Source organism: Pseudomonas sp. CBS (genome assembly GCF_024734645.1).
Taxonomy (GTDB): Bacteria; Pseudomonadota; Gammaproteobacteria; order Pseudomonadales; family Pseudomonadaceae; genus Aquipseudomonas.
On sequence record NZ_CP102929.1, the window covers coordinates 1,866,987 to 1,884,560 of the forward strand.

Sequence of the window (17,574 nt, forward strand, 5' to 3'; positions counted from 1 at the left end):
AGTCTCGTCGACGACTGCGCGCGATTGTGTTCATCCCAATAGCACAAGGTCCGAGGAAAATAGAGGGTCGTCCTGACCTAAAGCAGTTCATGCCTGCTTCACCCCTCAAATCTTGACGTTCTGCCGGATGTTCCAACCAAACTTCACCGGGCCGCCTTCCTTGGCACCGTCGGCCTTTTGCGCCTGGTAGCTGACTTCCACGCTGGCAAAATTCAGAGCGATGTTTTCCTGAAGTCGTTCACTGTCATCTTCAGTACGGATGTCGTAGCCGCACACCAGCACCTCCTTCAAGGTGATGATCAAATACTCCACTGCGCTTGGGCCGCCCGCCTTGCGCACCACCAGACGCGCCTCCGGATAATGCTTGCCACTGGCACATGCCATCATCAGATTGGGGCTGGATTTATCCAGCGCTTTCTTGAGGTTCAGGTTGGCAATGCTGACCTTCCCCGCCCCACCACCCGTGCCGGCATGCATGGAACCCTCCTGGGACAAACCCCATGCCCAGCTGGCGATATCGATCTCGTCGCGATGGCTCTGGTCCCGCGACTCGCCCTTGATATCGCCCAGTTTCAAAAACATATCAGTGGCCATGCTTACTCCCTGTGTTGGTTTTCGCCGGTAGTGGCGAGGGGCGCACTCTTCCTTATGCGGCGTGGTGCTCACAAGACGCCCAAGCGGGATCGGGAAGTGCCTGTCTTGAAAAAGCGAACGCTCCTACATTCATGTGCGCCACGCCCTCTCTACTCTCTCGGCTCTCGCAAACTCCAGGAGTTAAGGAATGGCTGCTTCCCTGCTGAAAGACGGATTCCCTTCAGCCCATCTCACCACCCGCCAACGGATTGAAAGCAGCCTCGACCTGCACCGGTTGTTCTTCGCCATCGACAGCGATCCGGCGCTGATCGGCGCCGGCGTGGTGTACATCGATGAGCAGTTCAACGTAGTGACCCTGCGCGAATTCCAGCCGATTTGCAGCGTGGTGCCCAAGAAGGTGGTGTTGCGCGAGGCGCCCAGGTATGTGGGGCCTTCAGAGTTCAAGCGGATGCTGGCCCACGAACCTCGGGAGTCGAAACGGGTGGCCGAAGCGTTGAATACTGCAGTGACGTGCACGGGGGCGATACTGAGCTGGGTGGTGATTTCAAGTGGGATTGCGCTGATGCCATTTACGGCCGGGACCAGTGCGGTGATTACGTTTATTGGGAAAGCGGCTGCAACAGCGAGTATCGCGCAGTGCGTTGCGGGAGTGCTTCGAACTGGATTTGAAGTTGCGCTTCCTGCAGCTTATGACTACCTGGACAACGAAGCCTGGTATCGGGCCGTAATGGTTTTATTGGACAGCGTTGCCTTGCTGGGCATCGCGACCTCAACGTTGACCACGATAAAAGCGATCAATACGACCACAAAAGTAACCGGCAAGCCCTTACGACAAGTGCTGAGAGGACTTAACCGTCAAGAACGAGCGAAGCTGAATGATGAGCTGCTCAAGATCAGGGACCCGCGCCTGACACCGAAGCTACTCAAGTTAAAACAGGCTTCCGGTGCGGCCACCAAGCGCATCAGTGCAACACAAATGCAGAAAGCGACCACCAACCACATCAGAGATGCCTTGGCAGCAACGCTGGGTTTCACCAGCAGCGCCATGTCAGGAAACGTCAAGACACTGGCTATTGGTATCTATGAAGAGGTGAGCCAGTGAACAAGCATAAAAAGACAGCCCCCCAGGACAACCTGAGTGGCGACTTAAAAAACTGGAAAACAATGAGCGGGAAAGATCTTTATTACTCGGCTTTTTACATTGAAGACCCGCGCCCTCTGCTAAAGCGTTACATGCCGGTCATAGGGGGAGATCTTCTTGCTGGTTGTTTTTCGATTGCGATGGCCGCTCTCTTGGTGGCAGTAAGTTATCTCTCCGGACTCCAAATAGACGTGGTCACCAAAAGCGTTTTTTTCGGAGCGTTGGCGTTGAGCGTGGTGTTTTCTCTCGCCAAGGCGCAGGTGTTGGCCGGGCGAACTCATTGGGTCTGGATACATATAGGGGTTTATCTTATCTGCCTGCTGATATCGCTCCCTGCCATCACCTACCGCCCCAACACCTACCTCTACTCCATGGCCCTTCTTGGCCCACTCGTGGGCTTGCTGATCCTAAACAGCAACCGCTGCCGGGAAATGCGCCAGAAAATGCTTGAGATCCGGCACAAACGCGAAGCCATCATTGCGACGCTGAAAGAACAGGGAAGATGGAAGTGGTGGTGACCTGGACCTGATGTCGGGATGCATTGCCCACTGCGATGGAGACGCTGGGAGGCGTCGAGGACATTTCCGCGAATTCACACCCGTGAAAGCTTGTGACTTGTTGCCAACAAACCCGCTTTTACCCACTTGCAGCCCCTAGTATCGAGTCCTCGTGCGCCCCTCACATGGACTGAACCAATGATCACCCGTCCCGAAAAATCCGCCTCCCCCCGCGTCGATCAACCCAACGCTCCCCAGCGGGTTTTCGACGCCGTCCTGAACAAAGCCAAAATCCTTGCCAGCACCGGGCCGGGCGACAAAACCCTTAAGCCCGAGGACTACAAGGAAGTCACCGCCCTCCCGGCCAAGCTCGACATCGACAAGCTCAAGGTCATCTCCCAGGACAAAGACGCCGGGGTGATCTACTTCGAACAGGACGGCGTCAAATACAAGATCAGTGCCGAGGGTGCGGCGAACGCCCAGGACGGGTTCGACGTGCTGAAAAACCTGCGCTTCGGCCATGCCGTGGCCCCCGTCAACCAGGGCGGTCCCGACGAAGGCACGCCGCTGTACACCTTCCTCCAGACCCTGGCCGAAACCCAGGGTACCCCCGCCGGCAAGGCCATCGTCGAAAGCCTGAAGAACCCCGACCAGCAACTGCTGCGCGAGGACGGCGACGGCGTACGCCTGGCCAATATCAAATCCGTGGGCAAGGCCGAAGACGGCGTCCTCAAAGTGACCCTGGAAAACGGCCAGACCCTGGTCATCTCCGAATTGCTCACGCCCCAGGCCTTCAGCACCTACACCCAGGCCGGGGTGACCAAGGAGGCGCTCAATGACGGCAAAGCCAAGGGTTATGAAGAAGTCACCAGCCTGCCGGGAGACCTCGATTTCAGTCAGTTGAAGGTGGTGTCCGAAGACAGCAGCGCCGGGGTGATTCTGTTCGAACACCAGGGCCACAAGTACGCGATCAGCAAGTCCGAAGCCGACCTGCCGCAGCCCGGTGCCGACCTCAGCAACCCCAACCCCAACGCGGGCGGCACCTTCTACAACTTCCTCCACGCCGTGCACGCCAGCGAGGGTTCGCAGGCCTTCGACTACATCAAGAACGCCCAGTCCCTGCCCGGCCAGGCACTGCTGCGCAAGGACGAAGCCAGCCTGAAGCTGGGGGACATCAGCAAGGTCGACACGCCCATGGACGGCATTCTCGTGGTCAACCAGGCCGACGGCAAATTGCTGGTGGTGTCCAAGGACATCACCCCCGAAGCCTTTGCCACCTACACCACCCAGGGCCAAACCCTGGCCGGCATCGAAAAGGCCAAGGGCGACGGCTACACCCTCGCCGCTCCGGATGCGTACCTGCCCTCCACCGAAGACATCATGAGCGTCGGCGGCGCCGGTGATTATGGCCCCGGCCTGATCGCCTTCACTCAGCACAAGCCGGGGGGCAGCGAAGAGAAAATCGTGGTGTCGGAAGACAGCAACCCACAGCTGTTCGAGCAGATTTCCAGCTACCGCAGCGACATCGCCGCGCAGACCACCGACGTCGACAAGCTGCGCACCGACAACGGCCTGCCGCCCCTCAAGGATGTGTCCGTCGACAACCTGACCACCACCGAGAAAGATGAAAGCGGCAACCCGCTGTCGGTGCAGGACCTGTCGATGAAAACCCTGGTGGACAGCTACCGCGCCGGGGTCAAGGACGGCAGCATCGGCAAGGACGACCCACGCGCCAAGTTCCTGCGGGCGGTGGAAGCCCGAAGCATGGCCGACAATGGCATGTCGATCATCCCCGAGCACGGCTTCGGCAACCAGGGCATCGCCACAACGCCCATCGACGTGACCTCGCGGGACGTGCGCGACAACATCTTCGACACCAAGGCCATCGACCAGACCCTCAACGACCTGCTCGGCGACTCGACCATCCAGCACGACATCAAGGCCAATCACGACGCGGCGCTGGGTAAGGTCGACGGCGGCCAGGCCAAGGTCGACGAGACCCGGCAGAAACTGATCGACAGCACCTCCTCGGAGAATTTCACCAAGTACATCAAGTCCTTGCAGGACAGCGGCAAGACCGAACTGGCGACCCAGGAAATCCAGACCGCGTACACCGCCCTGGCCGATATCGACCCGGCCAAGGCCGACAACTTCCTGCAAAACCTGCAGATCGACGGCTACACCGACGCCGTTGAAAAGCTGATGGACGACCCGACCAAAATCTCCGACGACAACACCGCCCTGGCCACCACCGACAACACGATGGCGATCCTGTCGATGCTCAAGGGCGGCGCCGACGGTCTGCCGCGACAGGCGCTGGGGGTGTATTCGAAGTTCGTCGACCAGTTGCTCAAGGACAAAAACGCCGCCGCCGACTTCGGCAAGGCGATGATTTCCCTCGGCGATACCTGGCAGAAAAACGGCGTGATCAGCTTCAGCGACATCGACAAGGCGGTGAGCAAGGAAATCATGCCGGGCCTCAGCGAAGAGAACCGCAGTGCCTTCGTGAAGAACCTCAACTTCCTCAAGGACAACGGCGTACTCGGCTCGGTGGGCGGCGCGATCGGGATGGGCCGGATCGTCTACCAACTCGCAGGCCAGGGCGGCAAGCTCGCCGACACGCCGATGAAGCGCCTGGGCATCGCCAACGACTTCCTTGGCTTCCTCGGCACCGGCTCACACTTCGCCACGCTGGGCTTGAAGGTCTATGACAAGTTGCGCGGCACCAACGCCTACAAACTGATGGGCTTCGACCGTTCCCTGCCCGACCTGTGGGCCAAGCCCGGCGAGGGTTACCACGCGCTGCCCAAGGACGCCGAGGCGGTCCAGAAGAAGTACTTCGAGATCGTCGATCAGGCCATGGACGACGGCAAGGACGTGGGCAAGGCCCTCAACAGCGGCGGCTGGAGCGACGAAGGCGCGAAGAAGGTCCAGGAAGGCATCGAAAAAGGCATCGCCAGCCGCGGTGGCGTGGCCGGTGCAGGCTTTGGCGCGAAGTTCGCCAGCAGCGCGATCAAGGTGATCGGCATGGCCACCGACGTGGCGGGCGGCGTGATCAGTGTGGTCCAGGCGGCGTTTACCTTGCGTGACGGCGTGCGTGAGAAAGACCCGGTAAAAATCGCCTCCGGCTCACTGTCCATGGCCGGTGGCGTCAGCAGCCTGGTGGCGGCTGGCGGCGGCGTACTCACCACCCTGGGGGTAACCGGGCGGATCATTCCGTTCCTGGGGCCGGTGGGCTTTTTGATCTCCGGGGCGTTGTCGTTTGTCGGAGCGATCCTGAGCACGGTGCAGTCCCACAAACTGCACAAAATCTCGATGCAGAACTGGAATCAGATCCAGGACTTCAAGCAGGACGGGTTGCTCAAGCCCAACGGGGATGAGGCGTATGTGTGGTTGCAGACCTACCTGTCCGACTGGGGCCAGCGGGATGCGCCGCAGGACCAGAGTATTTTTGATTTCCGCAAGGAAGAGTGGGATGCCCGCTCGAGTATTCGTGGTGGCGACCATCGGCGGGACCATCCGGACTTTATCGGCGACGGAAATAACCGTAACTCAGAGGACTACAAGTACTCGCTGAAACCGTCGGAATGGACCAATGAAAACCACGACATCATTTGGCGGGTGGGGGATGGATATGGCGGTGAGTATCACGATGTAGACAAGCCCTGAGTGCCCCGGCACCCCGTAGAAACCCTGTGTGGCCGACCGGCCCCACAGGGTTCAGGATCAGGGTGGTGTGCTCAGCGGCGCGCCAGGTGAGCGGATGCCAGCTGTGCATTGCGATAACCGATAATGCCGTCCTGCCTGCCGTTGTCATCGATGGAATCCAATGCATGGCTCACATGAGGCCGCTTGACGATTTCCCGGGCAAGCAACGTCATGTTGTCCTGCGCCCAGTTGCCGCTCATCTCGCGCCCCGCCATTTTGAAGATCTGCCCAAGGTCTGCCACACCATTTCTTTGCGGGTTGCCGAACTCCTTGTAGTTATTGCCAAACGCCAGCGCCACGCTGGAGTCCGACATACTGCTATAAATATTGAACGGCGAAGAACCGCATGGCTTTGGCCTGCCAGGTTGCGGGCGGCAGGGTTTCGAGTAGCAAGGGTCAGGCGGCGGGCAGTCCGATAACTTGTTGGCAGCGTTCTTCGGATTATACCGGCCAATAATGCCGTCCCGATGACCGCCGTGGTCCACCGAGTCCAGCTCACTCATCACGTTATCGCGCTTGAGTACTTCCCTGGCCAGCATCGTCAGGTTATCCCGTTGTGGGTATCCCGTTAGTGGCCGCTCGGCAACCTCACGAATTTTTCCTTGTGTCGCATTGCTTGAACCCGACGGCCTGAAGGCATCGAAGTTCTTGTCAAACGCCAGGGCCAGGGCCGCGTCTGAATGCCGGGCATAGGCGTTGCCAGAGGGGCGATGCGCGTGCTGGGAGTGACCGTTGAGATACGAGTGCTGTGTGTGAGGCGTACTGAATGAATGGGTTAGCGTCATGATTGAATTTTCCTGGTCTGTTCGACATACCTGCCCTGCATGCCGTCGGAAAACGGAGTAGCGGCAGACTGTTGCTCTGTGGCGCAGCGGTCTGCTTCGGTTCCAGCGCTGCCCGCCGGCCTCAGATCAACCGTGCCGCCACCAACCAGTCCGCCACCGCCTGAAACGACGCATCCGGTACCGGGTCTCCCGGTACGGTCTTCCTGGCAATCGCCTGCGCCAGGTTTTTGTCCGGTGCCTGCGGGATGCCCAGGTCGAACGCCTCCTGCAACATCCCCAACGCCTCCTCCGGCGACGCCCGGCACACCACCACCGGCACCGGCGTTTCTCCACGCACATAGCGCACGCCAATCACCCAGCCGTCGGTGGTGCCGATCATCATCGACGCCCGACCCAACCCCAGCTTGGTGGCCAACGCCTGCATCTCCTGGCGCTGGCGCCGGCGCTCGCTCTTGATCAGCGGGTCGCCGTCAATGTCCTTGCGCTCGCGCTTGGTCTCGCTACGGGTCATTTTCATGTCGCGGCCGAACAGCCAGCGTTGCATCAACACGTCCACCCCGCCCACCAGGATGAAAGCGGCGAGTACGGTAAACACCAGCGGTTTGAGCACCAGAAAAAACGTCGATTCGATACACCCGGCGCCGCACCGCGAAGACTCCATCAATGCCTGCAACGCGTGCCGCCCCACCACGTAGAACGCCACGGCCAGCACATGTACCTTGATCAGGCCCTTGATGAATTCCACAAAATTGCGCAAGGCGAACAGCTTCTTGAAGCCTTCCGCCGGGTTGATGCGCTTGAACTCCGGCTTGATCGGCTCCACGGAAAACACAAAGCCGCGCATGGTGATGATATTGGTCAGGATCACCACCCCGGTGGTCACGGCCATCACCGGCAGGGTGATGCCGATCACCAGTTGCTCGGCATGGTCCAGCACCCGTGGCCACACCGTGGCGAAGGGTTCGATGTAGATCTGCGCGGTCAGGTCGATCAGCGCGGTGACCTGGGCCTGGGCCCGAGGTGCGAGGATGGAAATGCACAGGGTGCAAAACAGGATGACCATGCCCGAGACCAGGTCCTGGCTCTTGGCGACCTGGCCCTTCTTGCGCGCGTCCTTGAGCTTTTTGTCCGTGGCCGGTTGGGATTTTTCTTCGCTGGTATCGCCCATGCCTTACTCCATGCCCGCCAGGGTTTTCAGCAATTCTACGGTGCCGCGAAACTCTGCCAGTTGGTCCAGCATCAATGGAATCAGGAAGCCGATGTAGATCACCATCAGGATCGAGAAAAACAGGTTTTTCACCGGCAACGACAGGTCAAAAATGTGCAGGTTCGGCGCCATGCGCGACAGGTACGCGAGCATCAAGTCGGTGACCAGCAGCGAGATGATCAGCGGCGAGACCATCAGCACCCCGACGCGCATGATCTGGTCAAGGATCGACAGCACCGCCAGCAACGCCGAGCTGGCAAATACCGGGGTAAACGCGGTCACCGGCCAGAGCTGGTAGCTGTGGTAATAGCCGTCGACCATCAGGATAAAACCGCCGGACATGAAGAACAGCGTGATCAACATCACCGTCAGCAACGTGGACATCACACTTGATTCCCCGGTAGACAACGGGTCCACCAGTTGCGCCATGGTCGAGCCACGCTGCAGGTCGATCAACTCCCCCGCCACTTCCGCCGCCCAGAACGGTATGCCGAACAACAGGCCGATCAGGATGCCGATCAGGAATTCCTTGATCAGCAACCCGGCGATAAACAGGCTGCCGTGGTTGGGCATCGAGGTCATGGCGTCGAATACCGGCATGAACATCGGGATCGAAATCGCCACGGCCACGCAGCCGCGAATCATCCCGGTGAGCCCGAGGCGGTTGAACGCCGGGGTGATCACCACCACGCCCATGGCCCGGCAGGCGGCCAGCGAGGCCGAGCTGATCACCGGGTAGGCGACTTCGAGAAACTGTGCGGTAAGGCTGGCATCCATGGGGGGTCAGCGCGTCCACAGCGGGAAGTTGTCCAGCACCTGGCTGCCGAGTTCCGCCACTTGCCCCGCCAGCACCGGCCCCAGGAACACGATGGTCAGCAGCACCGCCACCAGCTTCACTACCTGGGGCAAGGTCTGGTCCTGAATCTGGGTCAGCGCCTGGAACAGGCCCACGCTCAAGCCGACGATAATCGCTACCCCCAGCGCCGGCGCAGAGAGCATCAGCACGGTCATCAGTGCCTGTTTCATCAATGACAGGAAAACGTCCTGGCCCATGGGTCGTGCCTCAGCCGTAACTCAGAATCAAACCGTGCATCAGGCGCGACCAGCCGCTCAATGACACGAACAGGAAGATTTTCAGCGGGATCGAAATCAGGTTCGGCGAGACCATCGACATGCCCATCGCCATCAGCACGTTGGACACCAGCAAATCCACCACCAGGAACGGGATGTACAGCAGGAACCCGATCTCGAAGGCCCGGGTCAGCTCCGAACTGACAAACGCCGGGATCAGCACCACCAGGTCGTCATCCCGCAGGTCGGCACGGGCTTCCGGCGACCAGATGGTCTCGGTGGCCTGCACGAAAAAGCCGCGCTCGGACTCGTTGGCAAAGCGCGCCAGGTGCGCCTGCAGCGGCGGGCGCAAGGCGTCGCCGAGGTCCTTGAGTTGCTCGACGTGCTCGATGTTCAGGTCGCGCCCTTCCACCTGGCGGTACATGTCGCCAATCAACGGCGTAGTCACGTACACCGAGAGAATCAGCGCGATGCCGTACAGCACCAGGTTCGGCGGCGTTTGCTGCACGCCCAGGGCGTTGCGGATCAGGAACAGCACCACCGAGATTTTCATGAAGCCGGTGAGGGTCACCACCGCCAGCGGGATCAACCCGATGGTGGCAACCACCAGGATGATCTCGATCAGGTTCGGCTGATAACCGGTCATGGGGTGGCGAAACTCAGCAGGCGCACACCCAGGCCATCACCGATCTTCACCAGTTGGCCCTGGCCGACGCGGCGGCCGTTGACCATCAGGTCCACGCCATCCACCGTTGGCGTGTTCAACTGCAGCAAGCTGCCCGCCCCCAGCTCCCGCAACTGCGCCAGGGTCAGTTCCAGGCTGCCGACCTGGCATACCAGCTTGAGGGGCAAATCGTCCAGAGCTGCGGCGGCATCGACATCAGTCATTGTGTTCTCCATGTCCAAAAGGGGCGATTTCAAAGGTTCCTGTAGCTGCAGCGATGAGCCGTCACGCCGGCAGCGGGCTTGCAGGCGGCCCTCAAGGTCCAGCAGCAGGCCGCTGCCGGCTTCGAGCATCAGCACATCGCCGGGCTGCAGGCTGCGCAACTCACCGAGGCTCAGCCATTGCTGCCCGGTAAGCACCGAGAGTGTCTGGCGCAGTGCGGGTAACGGGTCAGCCTGGACCTGACCGTGTTGCTCCAGCAACTGCGCCACCAGGAACGCAGCGCTTTCGCTCAGGTCAAGCTGAGCGGCCATTGGCGGGGTGTTGCCGAAGGTCAATGTCAGCGCCAGGTGCACGGGGTAAGACCGCGCCTCGTCACTGGCTTCGAGCAACTGCACGGGGTGGCCGAGCAACGGCTCCAGGCGCTCGATCAGATCCAGCACAGCCAGCTCCAGCAACAGCGAGCGCGGCAATGACGGCAGCACCTGCGCGTCAAACTGCAACGCCAGCGGCACCAGTACCTGTTCCAGGGCGGCAGCCGAAAGTCGCAGGCGCACCGGTGATTGCCCGAGCAGCAGTTGCACATCCCGGGGGTTTTTCAGTGGCTGAGGATCGGCGGCCCAGGCGACGCTCAAGTCCTGCCCGGCGCAGCGGCCCTGCCACGCATGGCGCCGGCGGTGCAGTTGGTTATGCACGGTGAGCAGCGCCGGGTCGTGGTGTTCGAGCCAAGGGCCCAGCGGGTCGGCAAGGGCGACGATCATGTGCCGAGCCCTTGTTCTTCACGCAGCTCGCCGGCCACTCGTTCGCTGCTTTCACGCCCGTCCAACAGGCTTTGCCAGGCGTCGGACTGACGCTGGCGGCTCAGGCGTTCCTGGCGAAACAGCTCACGCTCGCGCTCCTGGGTTTGCAGGGTGCTGGAGACTTGGCTGACGTCGCCTTCAAGCAAGCGCTCATCGTCGGACAAGCCTCGCAGGCGATCCTGGGCCGCTTGCCAACTGGCCACCGACAAGCCCTCTGTGAGTGAGGCGTAAATCTCGCCGGCTTCACGGGCAACGGCTTCACGGTGCAGGCGCAATTGCTCCTTGGCATCAGTCAGGGCGCCGTGGGTTTGCGCGCAGCGCTGCTGCTGCGCCGCCAACTGGCTCGCTGCCCGCTGTTCCCGCAGCACCCGCAGGGTTTGCAGGGTGCGCAGTTGTTCAGTCTTCATCGGTTCTTTTCTCCATCGTCATACCAACAGCGCACTCACTGAGTGCATGAAGATCGAATGTGGGAGCTGTAGAGTCCCGGCAACGCTGCAACATCGATGTCGGCTGTGCTGACGCCATCGCAGCCTCGCTAAAGCTCGACAGCTCCCACGCTGGATCTTGCTGTGCTTTCGGGTTCATGCCAGCACCTGGCGCATGCGAATCAAGGAGTGCATGAAGATCGAATGTAGGAGCTGTCGAGCCCCGGCGAGGCTGCGATAGCGGTGGGTCAGGCAGCATTGATGTTGGCTGTGCTGACGCCATCGCAGCCTCGCTGAAGCTCGACAGCTCCCACGCTGGATCGCGCTGTGCTTTCGGATTCATGCCAGCACCTGGCGCATACGGATCAAGGAGTGCATGAAGATCAAATGTGGGAGCTGTCGAGCCCCGGCGAGTCTGCGAAAGCGGTGGGTCAGGCAACATTGATGTTGGCTGTGCTGACGCCATCGCAGCCTCGCTGAAGCTCGACAGCTCCCACGCTGGATCTTGCTGTGCTTTCAGGCTCATGCCAGCACCTGGCGCATGCGAATCAAGGAGTGCATGAAGATCAAATGTGGGAGCTGTCGAGCCCCGGCGAGGCTGCGATAGCGGTGGGTCTGGCAGCATTGATGTCGGCTGTGCTGACGCCATCGCAGCCTCGCTGAAGCTCGACAGCTCCCACGCTGGATCTTGCTGTGCTTTCGGGTTCATGCCACCACCTGGCGCATGCGAATCAAGGAGTGCATGAAGATCAAATGTAGGAGCTGTCGAGCCCCGGCGAGGCTGCGATAGCGGTGGGTCAGGCAACATTGATATTGGCTGTGCTGACGCCATCGCAGCCTCGCTGAAGCTCGACAGCTCCCACGCTGGATCTTGCTGTGCTTTCAAGCTCATGCCAGCACCTGGCGCATGCGAATCAAGGAGTGCATGAAGATCAAATGTAGGAGCTGTCGAGCCCCGGCGAGGCTGCGATAGCGGAGGGTCAGGCAGCATTGATGTTGGCTGTGCTGACGCCATCGCAGCATCGCTGAAGCTCGACAGCTCCCACGCTGGATCTTGCTGCGCTTTCGGGTTCATGCGAGCACCTGGCGCATGCGGATCAAGGTGTGTTCGGGGCTGCTGGGTTCGTCGGCGTTTTGGCGCAGGAAGGCTTCGATCGCGGCATGGCGGGCGATCGCTTCGTCGGCCAGGGGGTCGCTGCCGGCGGAGTACTCGCCGACGCGGATCAGCATTTCGATTTCGCCGTAGCGCGCCATCAATTCACGGATGCGCATTGCCAGGCGCTTGTGTTCGTCACCCGCCACCTGCTCCATCAACCGGCTGCGACTGCGCAGCACGTCCACCGCCGGAAAGTAGTTGCGCTGGGCCAGTTCGGCGCTGAGGGCGATGTGCCCGTCGAGGATCGAACGCGCTTCCTCGGCCACCGGATCGCTGGCGGCGTCGCCTTCGGTGAGCACGGTGTAAAGCGCGGTGATGCTGCCGGTGGGCCCCGGGCCGGCACGCTCCAGCAACTTGGGTAAGGTGGCGAAAAACGACGGTGGATAGCCGCGACGTGTCGGTGGCTCACCCACCGCCAAGCCAATTTCGCGCTGGGCCCGGGCGAACCGCGTGAGGCTGTCCATCAGCAGCAGTACGTTGCGGCCCTGGTCGCGGTGGTACTCGGCCAGGGTGGTGGCGACAAACGCCGCACGTACTCGCTCGGCCGCCGGGCGGTCGGAGGTGGCGACTACCGCAACGGTCCGCGCGCGGGCCTGGGCGTCCAGTTGCACGTCCAGCAGTTCGCGCACTTCCCTGCCCCGCTCGCCGATCAGGCCGATGACAATCACATCGGCTTCACTGTTGCGGATGATGCTCGCCAACAATGAGGATTTGCCCACCCCGGGTTCGCCAAAGATGCCCATGCGCTGGCCCTGGGCAAGGGTCAGCAAACCATCGATGGAGCGAATGCCCAACGCCATGGAGCGTACGATCAGTTGCCGTGAGAACGGCGCCGGCGGCTCGGCGTGCAAGGGGTAAGTCTGCAAGTTCAAGGTCGGCGGTACACCGTCACCATCAAGAAACTCGCCCATGGGGCTGATCACCCGCCCCAGTTGCGCATCGCCTACCGCCACACCGAGGCTTTCGCCGGTGGCGATGATTTGCGTGCGGGTCGACAGGCCTTCCATGGAGCCGATGGGCGACAGGATCGCTTCATCACCATCAAACCCAATCACTTCGGCACTAAGGCTGCGGCCACTCACCGGATCGCGCAAATGACACAGCTCGCCGATGCTCGCCCCCGCCACGCTGGCCCGCAGCAACACCCCGCGAATACTCAGCACCGTGCCTTGCATCGGACGCAAACGGGCCTGAGACAGGCGATCGGTCAGGCGCGGCAGCAGTTGATTGAGGTTCATGCCACGCCCTCTTCGGCAAAGGGCAGCAGGCTGCGGCGCAGGGTTTGCAGCTGCGCTTCCAGCCCCAACTCAACCGAGCCCGCCGGGCTGCTGAGGCGGGCCTGGCCGGGGCTCAATTGCGCATCGGCCTCCACGGCAATGCCGTCCTTCAGCAACTGTTGGCGCAGGGCATTCACTTCGGCCGCTGGCACCCACAAGGTCAGCGCCTGGCCCTGACGAAACGCGCTCAACGCCTGCCGCGTGCAGCGCACCACCCGGTCGGTGTCGTCCAGCTCGCCGAGTACTTCACGCACGATGCCCAGGGCCAGGTCCGCCAGCGAAGCTTCAAGCCCGGCCAGGTAGTGCTGGACCTGGGCCTGGGTTTCCAGCAGCAGCTGCGCGACCTGTTCGGCGCCTTCCCGGCGGGCGCTCTCAAAGCCTTCGGCACGGGCGCTGTGCAGCCACTGGTCACTGTCGGCCTTGATCTGCTCGGCGTGTTCCTTGGCGGCTTGCACGAAGGCGAAACCATCGGTCCACAACGCCGCTTCATCGGCGCGCAAAATCCGCGCGGCGGGACGGCTGGGTAATTCACTCATGGGCAATCTCCTCCGAGAGCAACCGGGCAGCGACGGTCTGGACAATTTCCAGGTCGCGGGGCAAGCGCCCGCTATAACCCTTGGGGGCGACAAAACGCAGGGGCAACCAGCCCTGCAACTCGGCGGGCTGGGCCTGCAGCCAGGCGGCGACACAGGTGAGGCCATCGCGGTCGATAGCGTCGATCAACTCGGCGGGCTCCCGCAGCAGGTCGGCCGCGCCGCCCAACTGCCGGTTCGCCAGGGCCAGGGCAAAGGCTTCCTGACCGAGGCCTTCGCGCAATTCATTGACCACTTCGCGGCGGATCTCCCGGCTCAGGGTCGAGGCATGCCAGATCGCGCCACACAGCCTGGGCAATCGCTCAAATTGCCCCGGGTTCAGCAGCAACACCGGCAAATCGGCGGCGGGTGGCGTGACCAGATGCGCCAGCGGCGCCAGCTGATAATGGCTGGCCAGCAACTGCTCCAGGCGCGACCGAAAACGCGGATGCCCGTGCAAGGCTTGCAGCACCTCGACCGGCAGGCCTTCGCCGAAACACTCGCCGAGGCTTTGCTCGCGCACAAACTGCAACGGCTGGGCGATCAGGCCCTGCCAACGTTCAACCAGGCTCATTCACCCTCCTTGAGCACATACAACGCCTGGGACTGGCGCCGCGCCCAGTGCTGACGGGCCAACACGCCACACGCGCCGAGGGCGAGCAGCAGCAAACCGCCGACCAGCAACCGTGCCTGGTTGAGGTTGTCTTCCAACAGCCACAGGCCCATGAAGCGCGCCAATCGCGGTTGCGCCGGGTTCTGGCTGATGGACACGGCGGCCTTGATCGCCGTCACCGAAACGCCGTCGTAGCTCAGGCCGGAAATACCGTTGGCCACCAGGGTCTTGATCTGCGGGATCAGGGTATTGATATCGGTGCCCGGGTCGTAGCGCACCAGTACCGAGGCCGACGAGGGCGAGATCACTCGCTTGAGCAGGTCATTGTCCGGCAGCACCACATGCACCCGCGCCGAGACGATGCCGTCGATCTGCGACACCGAGTGGGACAGTTCTTCGCTCAAGGCATAGATCATCTGCGCCCGCTCCTGCACCGGCGACGACACCAGGCCGTTGCCCTTGAACACCTCGCCCATGTTGGAAAAGCTCTGCTGCGGCAGGCCGGCGTTGTCCAGCAGGGTCATGGCTTCGGCGAAGCGTTGTTCGTCGACCACCACTTTCAACTGGCCGTTGTCCTGCACCTTGCGCGTCGCCGGGATGCCGTCGCGCAGCAGCACCGCGACCATGGCGTTGGCGTCGCGCTCGCTGAGGTTGGTGTAGAGGTCCATGTCGCAGGCCTGCAAGAGGCTGGCGAGCAGGCCGATCAGCAGCAGGCGCAGGGCATGATTCGGGCTTGGCATGGCGTTATTGACCCTTGAGCAGCGTGTTGGCGGACCCGGAAATCTGCGTCGCACCGCGCACCACCATCTGGGTTTCGATGGAGTAGTCGAACATCTTGCCCAGTGAATGGACGATCTGGTCGACCTGCTGCTCGGCGACTTTCTTGCCAGGTTCTGCAGTGGGCGAGGCACCCGTGGTGCGAATATCCGCAGCGGCCACTTGGGGCGGCGCCGACGGGTTATTGGTAAGTAAATCGGCGCGCTCGGAAAAGGTCCGGGAGCGGTCGATAAAACTGTTCAGGCGCTCCATCAGGCCCGAGCCGATCTGATGGGGGCTGGCGCCCTCGGGCATGCCCTTGGCCGTATTGGCCATGTGCTCGAACAGATTCTGCGAGGCCCCGGCGGGCCCCGCGCCGGCGGACGGCGGCAAGGCCGTGGCGCTGGCAGCGAGAATGATGGTCATGGGTGCTCCCTACTCTTCGTCGTCATCGGACATGGCGTCATTCAGCATTTCCTGCGCCTTGGGCATGATGATGAATTGACCGCCGATGGTGACCGCCTGGGTGATCAGGGCATCGGTGAATTCGGCGTCGGTCATCTCCGGTTTGTCGGCGCTCTTGGCGTTATCCACCGCGGCGTTGAACTTGGCTTCAGGGCTGGCGCCACCGGGGGCGAGGTTGCTGTCTACGGCGGTTACGGACATGGTCATGCTCCTTTACTGGGGTTGGGGTGAATCAAGGGGTTTCGGTGCTCACCTGGGCACCGCGAAACACCCGCACGCCGTGCTCGCGCGCCACGACGGGCGCCGCGGCCTTGGGTTGCAGGTGATCCACATGCTGCTGAACCAGCGCCAGGTACGGCGGCGGCCCGGATACAAAGACTTCATCGCCCTCGGGGCCGTTGCGCATCGACAACTGTTGGCCGAACACATCGAGGTTGTTCAGATAGGCCTGCAACTGGTCCAGGTTCAGGGCGTTGGCCTTGAACAGCTTGGTGGTGATTTCGTCGCTGGCATTGAGGTACAGCAGGTTGCCGTCGAAGTACCAGGTCAGGCCGTTGGTGCTGCACAGCGTCTGCAAAAACTCCCCGGCGGTGGCGGCGCGCATGGTGCTGCGGGCCTTGCCACGCACCTTGTCCGAGAGCACCAGCGGGATGTCGAGGTTGTGGCCGAATTCTTCGAGGGCCGCGCGCACGTCCTGATCCACCAGTACGTAGGCGTAGGGTTTGGCAAACCATTCGGGCTCTTCATCGGCGTGGGCAATCGAGGCGCCAAACAGCACCGACAGACATAGGAGCGCCATGGAAAATATGCTTACATGACGTCCGCCTTCGCCCAACGAGTTGTGACGATGACCAAACACTTTTTGCTTGCCGGCAGCCTGTTGCTGGCCGCCTGTTCCAGTACTGCACCGAGCGATACCGATCGCTCGGTAAAGCTGGCCAACGATCTGAACCAACGCGGCGACTACGCCAGCGCGGCGGCGCTGTACGAACGGGCGGCCCAGCAACCGGGCGCCGGCATCGATTTGTGGCTCAAACTCGGCCAGGCGCGGCTCGACGGCAACGACGCGCCTGGTGCCGAACGCGCCTTCCAACAAGCCCTCGGCCTCCAGGCGCACAACGCCGACGCCTTGCTGGGCCTGGGCACCGCGCAACTGCGACTGGGCAAAACCCAACGCGCCGTGACGGCCCTGGGGCAAGCCGCAGAGGCCAGCCAGTCGCCGGTCGCGTACACCCGATTGGGCATCGCCCACGTGCTGAACGGCCAGGCGGTGACGGCACAAACCGCCTTCGCCAAAAGCCTGGGTCTGCAACCCGACGACCTCGACAGCCGCTGCAACCTGGCCCTGGCCTACGCCCTTGGCGGCCAGGCGCAACAGGCATTGGACACCATCGCCCCCGTCACCCAATCGCCCCGCGCGTTGCCACGGCATCAGCGAAATGAATTGTTGGTGCTGGTATTGGCGGGATACGAACAACGAGTGGCCAGCTTGCCGCTGGACGATATTCCGGCCGCTGAGCGCGCACGTCTGATCACCGAAGCCAACCGCATCAAAGCCATCAGCGATCCGATTGCGCAAGCGCGTGAATTGGGGCTGGTGGACACGCACTGACTGATCGTTCCC

The 17,574-nt window shown here is 61.9% G+C and carries 20 protein-coding genes; 4 read left to right on the forward strand and 16 right to left on the reverse strand.

What is annotated here, in order from left to right; all coding sequences use genetic code 11:
* Nucleotides 1-105: 105 nt before the first annotated feature.
* On the reverse strand, nucleotides 106-594 hold the full coding sequence (locus NVB75_RS08340) for a type VI secretion system tube protein Hcp (protein ID WP_258346798.1): 489 nt from the start codon (nucleotides 592-594) through the stop codon (nucleotides 106-108).
* Between the two features lie 187 nt (nucleotides 595-781).
* Here NVB75_RS08340 and NVB75_RS08345 point away from each other — a divergent pair, with 187 nt between their 5' ends.
* The 3 genes from NVB75_RS08345 (at nucleotide 782) to NVB75_RS08355 (ending at nucleotide 5,901) form a co-directional block, all read left to right on the forward strand.
* Nucleotides 782-1,696 (forward strand): NAD synthetase, encoded by a 915-nt coding sequence (locus NVB75_RS08345; protein WP_258346799.1) that lies wholly within the window; start codon nucleotides 782-784, stop codon nucleotides 1,694-1,696.
* Entirely contained in the window at nucleotides 1,693-2,253 is a 561-nt protein-coding gene (locus NVB75_RS08350) for a hypothetical protein (protein WP_258346800.1), read from the forward strand. The genes NVB75_RS08345 and NVB75_RS08350 overlap by 4 nt, the downstream gene beginning before the upstream one ends.
* Before the next feature lie 177 nt (nucleotides 2,254-2,430).
* Nucleotides 2,431-5,901, forward strand: a complete 3,471-nt coding sequence (locus NVB75_RS08355; protein ID WP_258346801.1) for a hypothetical protein — start codon at nucleotides 2,431-2,433, stop codon at nucleotides 5,899-5,901.
* A 71-nt stretch (nucleotides 5,902-5,972) separates the two neighbouring features.
* Here NVB75_RS08355 and NVB75_RS08360 read toward each other — a convergent pair whose 3' ends face one another.
* The 15 genes from NVB75_RS08360 to NVB75_RS08430 form a co-directional block, all read right to left on the reverse strand.
* A complete protein-coding gene (locus tag NVB75_RS08360; RefSeq protein ID WP_258346802.1) occupies nucleotides 5,973-6,725 on the reverse strand; it encodes a hypothetical protein in 753 nt (250 codons plus the stop codon).
* A 121-nt stretch (nucleotides 6,726-6,846) separates the two neighbouring features.
* Complete coding sequence (locus NVB75_RS08365; RefSeq protein ID WP_258346803.1) at nucleotides 6,847-7,893, reverse strand: EscU/YscU/HrcU family type III secretion system export apparatus switch protein; 1,047 nt, start codon at nucleotides 7,891-7,893, stop codon at nucleotides 6,847-6,849.
* A 3-nt stretch (nucleotides 7,894-7,896) separates the two neighbouring features.
* Nucleotides 7,897-8,709: a type III secretion system export apparatus subunit SctT gene (sctT, locus tag NVB75_RS08370; protein WP_003208312.1), complete on the reverse strand. Its 813-nt coding sequence runs from the start codon at nucleotides 8,707-8,709 to the stop codon at nucleotides 7,897-7,899.
* Between the two features lie 6 nt (nucleotides 8,710-8,715).
* A complete protein-coding gene (sctS, locus tag NVB75_RS08375; protein ID WP_003208314.1) occupies nucleotides 8,716-8,985 on the reverse strand; it encodes a type III secretion system export apparatus subunit SctS in 270 nt (89 codons plus the stop codon).
* Nucleotides 8,986-8,995: 10 nt separating this feature from the next.
* Nucleotides 8,996-9,649, reverse strand: coding sequence for a type III secretion system export apparatus subunit SctR (sctR, locus tag NVB75_RS08380; protein ID WP_003208316.1), 654 nt, complete (start codon nucleotides 9,647-9,649; stop codon nucleotides 8,996-8,998).
* Nucleotides 9,646-10,647 (reverse strand): type III secretion system cytoplasmic ring protein SctQ, encoded by a 1,002-nt coding sequence (gene sctQ, locus NVB75_RS08385; RefSeq protein ID WP_258346805.1) that lies wholly within the window; start codon nucleotides 10,645-10,647, stop codon nucleotides 9,646-9,648. The genes sctR and sctQ overlap by 4 nt, the downstream gene beginning before the upstream one ends.
* Entirely contained in the window at nucleotides 10,644-11,093 is a 450-nt protein-coding gene (locus NVB75_RS08390; protein ID WP_258346806.1) for a hypothetical protein, read from the reverse strand. Before NVB75_RS08390 ends, sctQ begins: the two co-directional genes overlap by 4 nt.
* Nucleotides 11,083-11,637 carry a hypothetical protein gene (locus tag NVB75_RS08395; protein WP_258346807.1) on the reverse strand — a complete coding sequence of 185 codons (555 nt, stop codon included), beginning with the start codon at nucleotides 11,635-11,637 and terminating at the stop codon, nucleotides 11,083-11,085. Before NVB75_RS08395 ends, NVB75_RS08390 begins: the two co-directional genes overlap by 11 nt.
* Before the next feature lie 545 nt (nucleotides 11,638-12,182).
* Nucleotides 12,183-13,505: a FliI/YscN family ATPase gene (locus NVB75_RS08400; protein ID WP_258346808.1), complete on the reverse strand. Its 1,323-nt coding sequence runs from the start codon at nucleotides 13,503-13,505 to the stop codon at nucleotides 12,183-12,185.
* Complete coding sequence (locus NVB75_RS08405; RefSeq protein WP_258346809.1) at nucleotides 13,502-14,080, reverse strand: FliH/SctL family protein; 579 nt, start codon at nucleotides 14,078-14,080, stop codon at nucleotides 13,502-13,504. The genes NVB75_RS08400 and NVB75_RS08405 overlap by 4 nt, the downstream gene beginning before the upstream one ends.
* Nucleotides 14,073-14,690 carry a type III secretion protein gene (locus tag NVB75_RS08410; RefSeq protein ID WP_258346810.1) on the reverse strand — a complete coding sequence of 206 codons (618 nt, stop codon included), beginning with the start codon at nucleotides 14,688-14,690 and terminating at the stop codon, nucleotides 14,073-14,075. Before NVB75_RS08410 ends, NVB75_RS08405 begins: the two co-directional genes overlap by 8 nt.
* On the reverse strand, nucleotides 14,687-15,469 hold the full coding sequence (sctJ, locus tag NVB75_RS08415; RefSeq protein WP_258346811.1) for a type III secretion system inner membrane ring lipoprotein SctJ: 783 nt from the start codon (nucleotides 15,467-15,469) through the stop codon (nucleotides 14,687-14,689). The genes NVB75_RS08410 and sctJ overlap by 4 nt, the downstream gene beginning before the upstream one ends.
* A gap of 4 nt (nucleotides 15,470-15,473) precedes the next feature.
* Complete coding sequence (locus tag NVB75_RS08420) at nucleotides 15,474-15,911, reverse strand: hypothetical protein (protein WP_258346812.1); 438 nt, start codon at nucleotides 15,909-15,911, stop codon at nucleotides 15,474-15,476.
* Between the two features lie 9 nt (nucleotides 15,912-15,920).
* Nucleotides 15,921-16,151, reverse strand: a complete 231-nt coding sequence (locus tag NVB75_RS08425) for a hypothetical protein (protein WP_003208330.1) — start codon at nucleotides 16,149-16,151, stop codon at nucleotides 15,921-15,923.
* Nucleotides 16,152-16,182: 31 nt separating this feature from the next.
* Entirely contained in the window at nucleotides 16,183-16,749 is a 567-nt protein-coding gene (locus NVB75_RS08430) for a type III secretion protein (protein WP_258346813.1), read from the reverse strand.
* Between the two features lie 48 nt (nucleotides 16,750-16,797).
* On the opposite strand from NVB75_RS08430, the gene NVB75_RS08435 reads away from it, so the two are divergent.
* Nucleotides 16,798-17,562, forward strand: coding sequence for a tetratricopeptide repeat protein (locus NVB75_RS08435; RefSeq protein WP_258346814.1), 765 nt, complete (start codon nucleotides 16,798-16,800; stop codon nucleotides 17,560-17,562).
* The last annotated feature ends 12 nt before the right edge of the window (nucleotides 17,563-17,574 follow it).

Bases quoted from the DNA above. Each gene is read 5' to 3' on its own strand.
- sctS (WP_003208314.1), bottom strand. From the start codon at position 8,985: ATGGGCCAGGACGTTTTCCTGTCATTGATGAAACAGGCACTGATGACC.
- sctQ (WP_258346805.1), bottom strand. From the start codon at position 10,647: ATGATCGTCGCCCTTGCCGACCCGCTGGGCCCTTGGCTCGAACACCAC.
- NVB75_RS08435 (WP_258346814.1), top strand. From the start codon at position 16,798: ATGACCAAACACTTTTTGCTTGCCGGCAGCCTGTTGCTGGCCGCCTGT.
- NVB75_RS08345 (WP_258346799.1), top strand. From the start codon at position 782: ATGGCTGCTTCCCTGCTGAAAGACGGATTCCCTTCAGCCCATCTCACC.
- NVB75_RS08365 (WP_258346803.1), bottom strand. From the start codon at position 7,893: ATGGGCGATACCAGCGAAGAAAAATCCCAACCGGCCACGGACAAAAAG.
- NVB75_RS08400 (WP_258346808.1), bottom strand. From the start codon at position 13,505: ATGAACCTCAATCAACTGCTGCCGCGCCTGACCGATCGCCTGTCTCAG.
- NVB75_RS08420 (WP_258346812.1), bottom strand. From the start codon at position 15,911: ATGACCATCATTCTCGCTGCCAGCGCCACGGCCTTGCCGCCGTCCGCC.
- sctJ (WP_258346811.1), bottom strand. From the start codon at position 15,469: ATGCCAAGCCCGAATCATGCCCTGCGCCTGCTGCTGATCGGCCTGCTC.
- NVB75_RS08405 (WP_258346809.1), bottom strand. From the start codon at position 14,080: ATGAGTGAATTACCCAGCCGTCCCGCCGCGCGGATTTTGCGCGCCGAT.
- NVB75_RS08355 (WP_258346801.1), top strand. From the start codon at position 2,431: ATGATCACCCGTCCCGAAAAATCCGCCTCCCCCCGCGTCGATCAACCC.
- sctR (WP_003208316.1), bottom strand. From the start codon at position 9,649: ATGACCGGTTATCAGCCGAACCTGATCGAGATCATCCTGGTGGTTGCC.
- NVB75_RS08395 (WP_258346807.1), bottom strand. From the start codon at position 11,637: ATGAGCCTGAAAGCACAGCAAGATCCAGCGTGGGAGCTGTCGAGCTTC.
- NVB75_RS08430 (WP_258346813.1), bottom strand. From the start codon at position 16,749: ATGGCGCTCCTATGTCTGTCGGTGCTGTTTGGCGCCTCGATTGCCCAC.
- NVB75_RS08410 (WP_258346810.1), bottom strand. From the start codon at position 14,690: ATGAGCCTGGTTGAACGTTGGCAGGGCCTGATCGCCCAGCCGTTGCAG.
- NVB75_RS08425 (WP_003208330.1), bottom strand. From the start codon at position 16,151: ATGTCCGTAACCGCCGTAGACAGCAACCTCGCCCCCGGTGGCGCCAGC.
- NVB75_RS08340 (WP_258346798.1), bottom strand. From the start codon at position 594: ATGGCCACTGATATGTTTTTGAAACTGGGCGATATCAAGGGCGAGTCG.
- sctT (WP_003208312.1), bottom strand. From the start codon at position 8,709: ATGGATGCCAGCCTTACCGCACAGTTTCTCGAAGTCGCCTACCCGGTG.
- NVB75_RS08390 (WP_258346806.1), bottom strand. From the start codon at position 11,093: ATGAAGACTGAACAACTGCGCACCCTGCAAACCCTGCGGGTGCTGCGG.
- NVB75_RS08360 (WP_258346802.1), bottom strand. From the start codon at position 6,725: ATGACGCTAACCCATTCATTCAGTACGCCTCACACACAGCACTCGTAT.